The organism is Pseudoalteromonas sp. OF5H-5, from assembly GCF_021530695.1.
In the GTDB taxonomy this organism is placed as follows: Bacteria; Pseudomonadota; Gammaproteobacteria; order Enterobacterales; family Alteromonadaceae; genus Pseudoalteromonas.
Genome location: NZ_JAKGBF010000003.1, coordinates 409236 through 421323, shown reverse-complemented (window position 1 = coordinate 421323; position 12088 = coordinate 409236). Strand labels below are relative to the sequence as shown.

At 41.9% G+C, this 12088-nt stretch carries 15 protein-coding genes and 1 pseudogene; 15 read left to right on the top strand and 1 reads right to left on the bottom strand.

All coding sequences use genetic code 11. From position 1 onward, the window contains the following. Positions 1 to 160: 160 nt before the first annotated feature. The 9 genes from L1271_RS06725 (at position 161) to L1271_RS06685 (ending at position 6219) form a co-directional block, all read left to right on the top strand. Positions 161 to 598, top strand: coding sequence for a cold shock domain-containing protein (locus L1271_RS06725; RefSeq protein WP_235367418.1), 438 nt, complete (start codon positions 161 to 163; stop codon positions 596 to 598). 122 nt (positions 599 to 720) lie between these two features. Beyond that, the gene (locus L1271_RS06720) at positions 721 to 1287 is read left to right on the top strand and encodes a hypothetical protein (protein ID WP_235367417.1); all 567 of its coding nucleotides are present in this window, start codon (positions 721 to 723) and stop codon (positions 1285 to 1287) included. A gap of 131 nt (positions 1288 to 1418) precedes the next feature. Continuing rightward, positions 1419 to 1862, top strand: a complete 444-nt coding sequence (locus tag L1271_RS06715) for a hypothetical protein (protein ID WP_235367416.1) — start codon at positions 1419 to 1421, stop codon at positions 1860 to 1862. A 137-nt stretch (positions 1863 to 1999) separates the two neighbouring features. Next, complete coding sequence (locus tag L1271_RS06710) at positions 2000 to 2698, top strand: hypothetical protein (protein WP_235367415.1); 699 nt, start codon at positions 2000 to 2002, stop codon at positions 2696 to 2698. A gap of 104 nt (positions 2699 to 2802) precedes the next feature. Then, entirely contained in the window at positions 2803 to 3705 is a 903-nt protein-coding gene (locus tag L1271_RS06705) for a toll/interleukin-1 receptor domain-containing protein (RefSeq protein WP_235367414.1), read from the top strand. 154 nt (positions 3706 to 3859) lie between these two features. Continuing rightward, on the top strand, positions 3860 to 4060 hold the full coding sequence (locus L1271_RS06700) for a hypothetical protein (protein ID WP_235367413.1): 201 nt from the start codon (positions 3860 to 3862) through the stop codon (positions 4058 to 4060). A 74-nt stretch (positions 4061 to 4134) separates the two neighbouring features. After that, on the top strand, positions 4135 to 4914 hold the full coding sequence (locus L1271_RS06695; protein WP_235367412.1) for a GTPase domain-containing protein: 780 nt from the start codon (positions 4135 to 4137) through the stop codon (positions 4912 to 4914). Beyond that, positions 4911 to 5519, top strand: a complete 609-nt coding sequence (locus tag L1271_RS06690; RefSeq protein WP_235367411.1) for a hypothetical protein — start codon at positions 4911 to 4913, stop codon at positions 5517 to 5519. The genes L1271_RS06695 and L1271_RS06690 overlap by 4 nt, the downstream gene beginning before the upstream one ends. A gap of 148 nt (positions 5520 to 5667) precedes the next feature. Further along, positions 5668 to 6219, top strand: coding sequence for a HEPN domain-containing protein (locus tag L1271_RS06685; RefSeq protein ID WP_235367410.1), 552 nt, complete (start codon positions 5668 to 5670; stop codon positions 6217 to 6219). A gap of 369 nt (positions 6220 to 6588) precedes the next feature. Here the strand turns inward: L1271_RS06685 and L1271_RS06680 are convergent. Next, a pseudogene (locus L1271_RS06680) lies at positions 6589 to 6684 on the bottom strand (transposase); the annotation flags it as partial. A gap of 122 nt (positions 6685 to 6806) precedes the next feature. On the opposite strand from L1271_RS06680, the gene L1271_RS06675 reads away from it, so the two are divergent. From L1271_RS06675 to L1271_RS06650, 6 genes are read left to right on the top strand one after another with little or no spacing between them, the layout of a single operon-like run. Further along, on the top strand, positions 6807 to 7841 hold the full coding sequence (locus L1271_RS06675) for a sensor histidine kinase (RefSeq protein WP_235367409.1): 1035 nt from the start codon (positions 6807 to 6809) through the stop codon (positions 7839 to 7841). Beyond that, entirely contained in the window at positions 7841 to 8542 is a 702-nt protein-coding gene (locus tag L1271_RS06670) for a response regulator (protein ID WP_010373790.1), read from the top strand. Before L1271_RS06675 ends, L1271_RS06670 begins: the two co-directional genes overlap by 1 nt. A gap of 20 nt (positions 8543 to 8562) precedes the next feature. Then, positions 8563 to 9219 (top strand): potassium channel family protein, encoded by a 657-nt coding sequence (locus tag L1271_RS06665; protein WP_174169323.1) that lies wholly within the window; start codon positions 8563 to 8565, stop codon positions 9217 to 9219. Further along, a complete protein-coding gene (locus tag L1271_RS06660; protein ID WP_235367408.1) occupies positions 9219 to 10589 on the top strand; it encodes a TrkH family potassium uptake protein in 1371 nt (456 codons plus the stop codon). The genes L1271_RS06665 and L1271_RS06660 overlap by 1 nt, the downstream gene beginning before the upstream one ends. Positions 10590 to 10608: 19 nt before the next feature. After that, a complete protein-coding gene (locus L1271_RS06655) occupies positions 10609 to 11640 on the top strand; it encodes a S66 family peptidase (RefSeq protein ID WP_235367407.1) in 1032 nt (343 codons plus the stop codon). After that, positions 11637 to 12074, top strand: coding sequence for a GNAT family N-acetyltransferase (locus L1271_RS06650; protein WP_235367406.1), 438 nt, complete (start codon positions 11637 to 11639; stop codon positions 12072 to 12074). The genes L1271_RS06655 and L1271_RS06650 overlap by 4 nt, the downstream gene beginning before the upstream one ends. Positions 12075 to 12088 lie beyond the last annotated feature (14 nt).

Sequence of the window (12088 nt, the reverse complement as noted above, 5' to 3'; positions counted from 1 at the left end):
GAGCCTCTAAAAAGCAAATTCCTATAGCATAAACAACACCAACTCTGTCACACCGAGCAGGTAGCAGCTCAGTCCAACAAGCGATTATGCAACACAAACTGCGTGTCGCATAAATACTAAAATGTTATGTGTATAGTCGTCACTATGGAGAAAGGTTCTAGTGAAAGGAAAAGTTAAATGGTTTAGCTCTGAAAAAGGGTACGGTTTTATTACTTCTGAGCTCGGTGATGATCATTATTTTAATGTACAGGATATTATTGGGGCAGACCTTCCTGATAATGGTGACCAAGTTGACTTTGAATCAGCTAAATCGGCAAAAGGATTTCGAGCAAAAAATACTAGAATAATATCAAAAGTTATAAAAGAAGAACGCAGAGACGATAGAATTGAATGCACGGAATGCTCTCGTAAAATAGTTCCTAGAATAATTACAGATAAAGGGAGCTTAGATCATTCTGTATGCCCATATTGCGGTACTTGGATTGAAGACTTTTCTATATTACGTAACCTTATTGGTGGTGTTTTTAATTTGGCAGTTAAATATCCCATACCTGCGTTAGTCATTGTAGTAATTGGTTTAATTGCTGGCAATTCATAAACACATAACAAAGCCATGAAGAGCGGAACCGTAATAGTTGGCTCGGTTTCGCTCCGCTTCACATTATAGCCAACAATTACTTTTCCGCTTATGGCGGCGTTAGTTTTATGGAGTACCCCATAGTGGAAATACCAGTAAATAGTCTAGTACCAATAGGTGTGGTAACTGCCTCGATTATCGCAGGCTTATTTTCATTTGTTTCGTTAGTATTAGCCAAAGAGCAAAAAGTATCTGAATTCAGGCAACAGTGGATAGATTCTTTAAGAGAAGATCTTTCGCAATTCATATCTAAGCTAATGACAATGAAGGATGTTAAAAAAAACATAGCTTTGGCTAAAGAAAAAAAACAGGAACCGGATTTTTCTCTCTCAGATGTAAAGGAGTTACATACAGCAACTTCTGAAGCTTATACGAGAATTATTCTCCGACTTAATCCAAATGATAACTGCTCTTATTCTAAAGACCTTACCGAAAGCTTGAATAAAATTAATAAATTGATGAAAGAAAAACAATGGAATGAAATAAGTTCTGGGGTTGAAGAACTTCGAGGTCTATCTCAGCAGGTTTTAAAAACAGAGTGGACGCGGGTGAAAGAAGGTGAACCGACCTTTAAATGGTCTAAACGTATAGCAATATTAATGTTTACAGTTGCAATTGGAATTGCTGTTTTCATGTTCTATAACATTTAAAAAATAAAACTAACAAACCAAGTCAGCCGGACTCGTAACATTGGCGCGCTTTTTTTCATACCCGCTTCGCGGGCAAAAAGCCCGCTAATGTTTCTCACCGCTGCTTGGGGCGTTAGCACTTAGGAGGCACCTTGACAGGATCGGGTATTAATCACGTTCGTTATGACCATTGTTCCAGGCCTACGTTACTACATCTAAGTTGCCCGAAATGCAATGGTAGGTGCTTATCTAGAAAACAGTCTGAGTCAGCAGATAAGATAATAGCGGGAGATTGCAATACAGCTTGGCACACTGATGATTGGATGGTTTTATGTGAAAGTTGTACATACCGAGTACACGGTTTAGCTTATGAGGATTTACCTCCGCTTTATTACCAAGTAAGTGCACGAGGGCATAATTTGTGGGCATGGAATAAACAGCATTTGTTAATGCTAAAAAAGTTAATAAACGCTGAATCAATAAAAGACGATCCATATGAATGGTTTGCAGCTTATGCTCACAAGTCATGGATACAAAAGAAAAATAGAGCGGCGTTTGTTAATGCTATTAGTAAGTTTATGGTAAGTAATGCTTAAAAAGTGCTAGCAAGGCCGTTAAACAAAGGACACAAAACAGCAGGCTGTGCTCCTTCGTCGCTAATCTTAGCCTGCTATTTTGTGCCGTTTACGGCAAGCGTTATGAGTCTTATCAATATTCGGCGCTGGATTAAAAAATGAATAATACAGGTATAGTTAAAAACCCTTTGTCAGTGATCGCAATATTTGCTGGAGTTGCCGAGATAAGCGGTACAGGGGTTCTCCCTTTCATAGATCCAGAAAACCAAGAGCTTTATATATGGTTCTTGATGCTTTTCCCTTTCACATTGGTTCTTTTGTTTTTTGCAACACTAAACTGGAACCACAGGGCTCTTTACGCGCCATCTGACTACAAAAGTGACGAGTCATTTCTAGAAAGCGCAAATGGTGGCAAGTCACAAAGGGAAGGCATTGCTTCGATGGAAAAAGTTATAGAGGCTAAAGTCTACGAAGTTCTTAATGCTTCTGATGGTGCCCCAAGTGCGGAGAGCAAGAAAAGCATTGCTGAAAAAATAACAGAATCAATTAAAACAAGCGCATTTATTACTGTCGATGCTCGATCGCTAACTGGTCATGATGGTGATGTTTTCGATCTCCCGTATGTTGCATTTTCTTCTTTCGACAGTTTAACTAATGAGATATTTTTCCTAATTGAAAAGCATGTAAGACCATTTGAATATGGTCACTCTTGGGTGCTTAGAAACGACAAGGGTGAAGTCATCAAAAACTCTAGGATGATTACAAAAACTAAAATTGGTGTGCCATGTAGCGATAGTCGTGGGCTAAAAGAAGTCGGGATAATACCGGGCATGACTATTACAGTGAGCAAGCCGTGACTCATAACAAACAACTGCAGCGAACCAATTTACGCTGCGCTTCAATTGCCCGCTGAGTTGGGCGTTATGCCTCACTTCAGATTTATCTAATTAAAGGAGTATGTATGTCAATTGCAACCTTAATAAGCAATATCAATAGAACCCAAAAGGAGTTGGCTGATATTGCACATAAAATTAGTTTAGAGACGAAAAAAGAATCAGATTGTTTAAAAAGAATTGACCAAATCAATCGTTCCATAACAAAAAATACCAGCGATAGTATGCTCAAATCAAAACACGGCGAAATAGTTCGAAAGCAAAACGAGATTGCAAGAATCCATACCAAGAAAGCAGCACTTGCGAAAACAGAAGCTGATAAGAGTGGTAAATTATTGAAGCTCAGACAAGATTTAGCAAAAGAGGAAGAAAAAGAGCGTAAGAAATTAGCTATGGCGGAAGAACGTGAGAGAAAAAGACTGCAGGCGCTAGAAAAACAGCAGCAAAGAGAGCAAGTAGCGTTTCAAAAAAAGCTTCAACGTGAAATTCAAATGACAGCTGAAATACAAGAAACAATAGAAGAAAATATGATAAATAAGTCATTGCTCACAGCTGAATATGATTTGTTTATTTCTCACGCATCGGAAGACAAAGATGATTTTGTAAGACCTTTAGCCGAGACTCTTGAAAATTTGGGTGTAAGGGTATGGTATGACGAATTTACTTTGAAAGTTGGTGATAGCTTGAGAAAAAGCATTGATCATGGTTTAGCGAAGTCAAGATTTGGAACAGTAATCTTATCGTCGTCATTTTGTTCAAAAAACTGGACTCAATATGAACTAGATTCAATGGTTGCTAGAGAAATGGACGGTCATAAAATGATCCTTCCGATTTGGCATAAAGTAACAAAAACAGACGTAATTAACTTTAGCCCAGCGTTGGCTGATAAAGTTGCTTTAAACACGTCTATCAACAGTATCGAAGAAATTGCAGGTCAGTTGGCCGAAGTTATCATCCCAGATGAGGCATAACAAAGCATTTAAGAGTGACTCACAACGCTTGGCAATTTTAGTTTAAATTAGGTTTCAGTGTTTAAGGTTTAGTGGTTTAGGTTGGGTGTTTAGCGTTGTTCGCACCTTAATGCGGCGTTAGCTTGTAACCACCAATGGAGATATTTCATGAAATATGACGGTTATAGGTGATGAGCTTGATGCATCCGATAATGATGATGACAGGGAGGTGTGTGGCAACTGTAATGGCAGTGGAGAAGCAGATTGCCCAATGGAGTATGGCGGGTCATGCCCTGAGCAGTGCCCTGCCTGTGGTGGAAGTCAGAAGGTATTCTGTAATGACTGCGACGGAACAGGGTGGCAAGATTCTTATTAAACTCTTGGTATCGCAATACGTGAAATAATACCTACCGTGCATTAATTGTCACGCGGACAATAGAGATAAGTGATATGTCAGAAATGAAAGAGAAAATAATTGCAGGAGTCGTTATTGCTATAGCAAAACCGGCATTTGATGTGTTGGTCAAGCTCGCAAATTGGGGAATAGATCAGGCAAAGAAGTCCCCTGAGGCAATCAAGGATTTTGTGATATGGTGGAATGGAAAGACGATTGCAGTCATAGGTGCTACTGCCTCTGGAAAAAATAGTTTTTACGACTGTCTGCTCGAAAAAGATCCACCTAAAGAACATATCCAAACCAGAGGGACGGAAAAAGTAGATTCGTTTACGGTAAAGCGTAATATTCAAGGTCTTGACACTATTGAGCTTAGATGCAAACGATCAGTGAATGTGGGCGGGGAGGTTGATGAGCGAATTCGGTATTGGTCTCAGGCTTGCAGTGATGCAGATTTTATCTTTTATCTGGTGGATATGGAACGGTTGAATGATCCAGATCTTCATGACATCTATCACTCACGCATTGGAGATGACCTTAAATGGCTTGGGGCGAATCTAAGCAAGTTCAAGGCGGGGGGCAAGGTACATCTGTTACTGAACAAAATCGACAAAGTATTAGAAATTCCATCGCTTGTTGATAATCGTAGAGAATTTATCGAAAGCGAACTCAATATACACGTAGCAGAGATGGAGAGCAGAGCAAAGTCAATTTTTGATCTCAACTCCTCGGCTCTGAGTGGTGTCTCTCCAATGTGCATGGTGGACAAAGATTTATTTAATTGCCTATTCGATGGGGCTCTGACTCGTATCTACAGTCAGGAGCATCCAGAATGAAGTGTTTGTTTCTTCTTCCCGACTTTTATCAATCCGGCGAGATAAATGTGTGGGGTGATGGTATGTCATTGCCCATGCCGGTCAGTGTTTGTAAGGATATTCCGCTAAGAGAGCTTCCAGATTGCTTTGTGCTTGGAATCCCAGAGTCGTTGCTACGGGCTAATATAGAGCAAGATTTTGTATATGCACAATATGTACGACTTGATTCTAAGCGAAGCGTTCTTTCTTTTTCAATTCGAGGAGGGAATGATAAATCCGGTAGGACTGTTGTTTTAACGATTCTTCAGTTGCTGGATGAGGGCGAGCCTTTAATATTTCCACCAGAAGCACAATCAAGCTTGCCTGATTCAATAGGTGAAAAAAACACGATAGAAAATCGAATTGGAGCTATGATGAAGTCGCTTCAGTCTGACTCACTCTCGAATATAAAAGACATGATTTCAGCAGTGGAGAAATATCCGAAACTCCGAAGCTTCGCAAGTGAGCATGTAGACTCGCTGGCTCAGAAACCGCAGTGGACACCAAATAAAAAAAAAGAATACAGCTTCATGATAGGATTTTTGGTCGCACTTCTTCTGCTGGCGATCTTAGCAATTGAATTATAATTTGTCTTGGCGAATTACGAATTCTTGGATAATCGTTGTTTTAGTCGAGGCTGTTGGCGCAAGCGGACGACAGCTAACAAAGCACTGCTATCGGACAAATTTTCCGTAGAGCGCGGCGTTAGCCGCCATTGCATTCTGCAGGTTTTAAATGAAAGTTGATTTAAGAAAGTCTCCGTTACAAATGTTTAGCCGCCAGTTAGTGAGGTTAAAGTACGTACAGCATATTCAAAATGATTTGAACATCGAAACAACACGCAAGTTTGACAGCAAAATTAGATATCTAAACCAAACTTACGTGTTTCATTTGGTTGCGTATTGGCAAGATTTTGTTGAGTCTCTCGTGCGTCGAAAATTTACGGACATAAAGTCCTATAGCGGGCCTTATCCTTTAGACGATTTACTTGCTCAGAATGTTGAAAATAAACTGAAAAGGTTTAACACTCCCAATACAAAAAATATTGACCAATTACTTAAAGATACTTTCGGATTAACGAAAGTTACGACTTGTTGGGATACTGAAGATTTTTCACGTGTTCAAGCAAAGGAAAGGCTTGATGGAATCTTATTATCTCGGCATCAAATTGCGCATAGAGGACTTACTTCAAGAGAATTAAGCTATGAATCGAACTGTGAAGACATGGAGTTCATTTTTGAGTTAGCTACTCTTCTTCAAAAAGCAGTTGATGATCATGCAGTTTAATAGTGTCGGCTAACAAATAGCTTGAAAGCGGATAAAATTGGAAACAATACAGACACCCAAAGTTATCTATTCACCATAGTTACGGCAGTTTCGACTTAGAATTACAAACAAGCGTTCATCACTCATATCAAAAGTGTTTCTAAAATAAGCCTGGCTGGCGTTTACGTATTTCTCGACGTCAAAATAAGCTTATCGCGCACGGCATGGGGGAGGCTACGGCTAGCGCAGCTTGAGGCGTTATTGCTAAAGCCTTTATTTGGTCTAGCCAGCAAACGTTCACAATTTGCTAGGTTTGTGCGCCGTCGTTTTTTGAGTGTTTTACAATAAGTGGTCAGTACTCGCTCTCGGCCATTCTTCAATGAATTTCTAAGTTATCCAGTTGCTTTTGAACAGCTTGTGCCAGCGTATCACAATGGCTTTATCAGATATGCGCTTAGCCTTTTTATCATCAACATGCAAAAACAAACTTGATAGATAAACAGGCTCTTGTGCTAAATAGCCTAAAGCTAAGTAAATTTTACGCAAATTATACGGCAACGAAATTTCGACAAGGATAGAATAAAGACATAGCGCAAGTTGGAGTCACTATGTTTTCCGAGAATGGATTTATTGCCAAGAACGAGTATCTCGTGAGTTTTCTGGTTTTGCTGTTAACCAGTGCCCTTGCCGTTGCCTTAGACTCGTTGCTACATTCGGCGATCAGTGTATTGTTGGTATTGCAGTTGGGGGTTGTTGTTGTTTCTCTCATCGCAAAACGTTGGATGGCACTGGGGGTGGCGATTGTTAGCAGTCTAGTGTTCAACTTTTTTATCACAGAGCCCAGATACACGCTTCATATGAATAACACCGAAGACGTGGTCAATTTAGTGGTATTTATCGCGGTGGCATTAGCTACCAGCTATTTATCGAGCTATATCAAAGAGCAAAAGCAGCAGCTTTTAGTTGCGAATGTGCGCTCCAATATCTTGTTGTCGGTTTCTCATGATCTACGCACACCGCTCGCTGCGGTGATGGGCGCGCTCGAAACGCTAGAAACCTATCGTGATAAGTTAGACCAAGACGAGCAAAATGAGCTGTTGGGGTCGGCACGATCAGAAAGCCACCGTTTGTTTCGCTATATCGAAAATATCTTGCAAGCAACCAAGTTACAGCATCAAGGGGATGAGCTTTCGCTGTTGAAGCAACCTACGTCTATTGATGTCTTGATTGATAACGTGATTTTGCGACTAGGCGCGCCATGCGTCTCGAGAATGCCACAGAATATGAGTCCAATTCTCACGATACAAGCTGCACTCATTGAACAAGCCCTGTTTAACTTAATTGAAAATGCAGTCACCTTTAGTCCCGATGGAGAGCGGGTTGAGATTTCCTTAGGAGAAACGCAGCAAGCGTTGTTGATATTTATTCGGGATAACGGTCCTGGGATCCCCGTTGCTCGGCAAAAAGAAGTCTTTACCGCCTTTAGCTCGTTTCGACAAAGCGCCAGCAAAGACGGTGGCAGTGGCTTAGGGCTGAGTGTGGCACGAGGTATTATTCGTGCGCATGGCGGTGATATTCGCATTTTGCCGACGACGCAAGGCTGCACAATGGAAGTTAGTTTGCCAAAAGAGGAGGCGCATTGATGACTCACACCATTTTATTGATTGACGATGAAGAAGAGATCCGTCGTTTTATCCGCTTAGCATTAAAAGCTGAAGGGCTGAATTATGTGGAAGCCAGCACCGGAAAGGAAGCCATGTCGGTGCTAAAAGGTGAGCTTCCAGACTTAGTAATCTTAGATCTTGGGCTACCAGATTTTGATGGATATAGCATTTTGAAGAAGATCCGAGAAACCAGCAAGCTACCTGTATTGATCTTAACTGCACGAGATCAAGAGGCTGAGAAGATTAAACTGCTGGAGGGCGGCGCAAACGACTACCTGACGAAGCCTTTTAGCATCAAAGAGCTGGTGGTGCGCGTCAAAGTACTATTACGAGATTTAGTACCAAACAAACGCTTGCTCGCCATTGACTACGGCAAGTTGATGATAGATCTACAAAAGCATCAAGTCATTATGGATAACGCACCATTAGCACTATCGAAAAAGGAATTTGCACTACTTAGTATGCTTGCACAAAGAGCACAAGAATTAGTCAGTCAGCAAACCTTATTAAAGCAAATTTGGGGCGAAAGCCATGTGGAAGATAGTCACTATTTACGGATTGTGGTCAGCCAGTTACGTAAGAAACTCAGTGATGATGCTGCTACACCAAAAATCATAGAAACTGAGCCCGGGGTTGGTTATCGGTTTTTACTTTTACCGCTCAATAAGCATTTCTCATAACGGGGTATATAGAGGTTGTTATGGCACAATTTGTAGTTATTGGTTTAGGTCGATTTGGTTTTGCGGCTTGTTTGGAATTAAAGCGGCTTGGAAACAAAGTGATAGGGGTAGATAGTCGCGAACGTGTGGTGAACCAAGTTGTTGAGCATATTGATTATGCCACCTCTTTAGACGCGACCGATGAAACGGCATTACGCCAACTAGATATTACGAGAAGCAAAGCGGTATTGGTCGCCATAGGTGAAAACCTAGAATCGAGCATTTTATGTGTACTGTCGTTAAAGAACTTAGGCGTTGAGCAAATTTGGGTTAAGGCCAGCTCAGAAGCGCATCATACAATTTTATCCCGCTTAGGCGTAACACGCGTGATCCGCCCTGAAGAAGAAATGGGGATCAGGGTCGCACAAACACTGAATTACCCCATGGTCAATCAATATATGCAATTGGGGCATGGTTTTTATATGGTGGAAGTCATCGTGAATAAATTAAGCTGCGGGCAGTCTTTGGCAACGCTATTAAAGCGTGCAAAGGGCGAAATCAAGGCTGTGTTAGTACAGCGCGGCAAAGCGTGTTATAGCAATCCGGCAGAGTCATTTTTGATCAACGAAGATGATAAAGTGATCCTCAGCGGTCAGTTAAAAGCGTTAAATTCTATCGCGCTAAAACTGGGGGCGTAATGAAAACATGGAGTCCCCATTATTATCCCTATCCAAGTAGCCAGCCCAAAGCCCGCAAAAAGCCCTTGAGGTTAAGCCCCCCAGCAGTTCTGTTTATTGGGTTTTGTGGGCTGATAGCTTTAGGTACTATTTTGTTGTTGCTACCGATAGCACACACCCAAGACATCAAAGTGATGCAAGCGTTATTTACTGCAACTTCCGCGGTAACGGTGACAGGACTTGCCGTATTGAGTACGCCAAATGATTTTACGACCTTTGGCCATCTTGTTATTGCTAGTCTTATTCAAATCGGTGGACTTGGTTTTATGACCATTACGGTTGTGGTGCTGCGGGGGATGGGGCAGCAAATGGACATTAGTAAACAACTTATCGCAAAAGAAAGCTTTGGCATAGCTCGATTTGATCAGTTGGTTGATACAGCCAAATGCGTGTTAGTTTATGCACTGATCATCGAATCTATAGGATTTACCATTTTGCTTGCCCATTGGTATCAAACGCTACCGCTTGGTGATGCGATAATGCAAAGCTTCTTCTACACTATTTCGGCTTTTAACAATGCCGGCTTTGCATTGCATGATGACAGCCTAACCAGTTTTCGTGGTGATTGGGTCGTTAATCTTGTGATATCGGGATTATTTGTGATTGGCGGACTTGGATTTGTGGTGTTGATGGATGTAGTGAAAAGACGCCGTTGGAGCCGGTTTGGATCTGCCACTAAGTTAGTGTTGATAGCAACAGCGGTGTTAAATGTGCTGGCATTTAGCTTATTTTGGCTTTTTGAAGCAAATAACCCAGAGACCCTTGGAAATTTGCCGATGTCTGAGCAAGTGATCACCGCCTGGATGCAAGCGGTAACGCCACGTACAGCGGGCTTTAACAGTATCGACTTTGCGCTGGTGAATGACGAAAGTACCGTGCTGACCATTTGGTTAATGATCATAGGGGGCGGCTCTATGAGTACCGCAAGTGGTCTTAAAATAACCACGGTTGTGGTGCTATTAATGGCAACTTACGCTTATCTAAGACGCAGAGATCAAGTCGCTATCGGACACAGACAGATCTCGTCTGAAACGGTATTTAAGGCGCTTAGTCTCACCGTGGTTTACTTTTTTACCGTGATGCTCGCAACCCTTATTTTAACGATCACCGAGAAGGCAAATTTAACGGATATCACGTTTGAAGCTGTGTCGGCATTGGGCACGGTTGGCTTGTCTCGAGGGATCACTGGCTCATTGTCTGAACCCGGTGAAGCGGTAATCATATTTTTAATGCTGATTGGACGCTTGGGGCCGTTAACCTTTCTATACTTGATCGCTCGCCCGAAAAGGGAGAATTTGAAGTATGCAAAAGCGGAAATTCAGGTAGGATAAGCAAAAAATAACGGAAATCATGATGAAGTATCCCAAACTGTTAAAAGCGGGCAGTAAAATTGCGATCACGGCATTCTCAGCGGGCGTACCTGCTGCTATGCACGCGAGATTAGACAACGCTTTGGATTATCTCGCGCAACAAGGTTTTGAACTCGTGGTTGGTGAATGCCTGCGAGATAACCACAACTACGTTAGCGCGGATGTCAAAACCCGTGCTAATGAGCTTATGGGATACTTACTCGATGACACAATAGACGCGATTATGCCGCCATGGGGCGGTGCAATTGCAATGGATTTACTGACATTACTTAATTGGGAAAAGTTGGCGCATGCTCAGCCAAAATGGCTCATCGGTTTCTCTGATGTCAGCACTTTGCTGAGCGCCGTGACTTGCAAACTAGGCTGGGCAAGTGTGCATGCAACTAACCTTATGCAATTAAATGTCCATCAACAAGACGCATTAACGGTTGGACTTTTTAACCATTTGAGGCGCGCGCCTAATGACTCTTTTACGCAGTTTCCCTCGACACATTTTGAAGCTGAGCCACTCAATTTTGTTGACTTTCCCGATGCTGGATTTAACTTGTCCGCGAGCACTCAATGGCGTATTTTGGCCAATGGCAATCACCGGCAGCAGTTTACTGGTCGATTATTAGGCGGCTGTTTGGATATTCACATGTTATTGGCTGGTACGGAATATTTTGATCTGGACGCTTTTTCACAGGCGCACCCTGATGAGTCGATTATCTTATATTTTGAAAATGGTGAAATGCCGCCAGTGGCATACTATCGTGCGCTGCAAAGTATTAATTTACGAGGTTGGTTTTCGAAAGTCGCTGGAGTTTTGATTGGTCGAAATCCAGAGCCACTAGCAAAAGATAGCGACTGGACGCACCTAGATGCATTGCAAAAAGTCTTTACTGGTTGCGATTTCCCCGTGCTATACGATGTGGATATAGGCCATCAAGCGCCGAATTTAACGCTTATTAACGGCGCTTATGCCGAAGTGATTGTTGGCGATACCTTTTCAATTACACAGACATTAATATGAATCTAGAATATAAAGTCGGCTCGATAGATGACCTTCTTGCGATAGAAAACCAAATTCCTGAATTTGCCACGCCAAGAAAGGGTGAGGAAGTCGTAGACAAACTGCGAGATAAACAATATTTATTGCTGGTGGCATACGCTCAAGGCAAGCCTGTAGGGTATAAGCTAGGTCGCGAACTGCCAAACAACGAGTTTTATAGCTGGTTAGGCGCGGTCATCCCCGAATATCGCGGCAAAGGCATTGCCAAGCAGTTGTTGGTGATGCAAGAAACTTGGTGCAAAGCGCAAGGCTATGGTGCCATTAGAGTAAAGTCGAGAAACCTATTCAAAAACATGCTATTGATGTTAATAAGCCGCGATTACCAGATTGTACATTGTGAACAAATCAACGGCTCATCGGATTGCAAAATTCACTTTTATAAGCAATTACAATAAAGCCTAACCTTTGA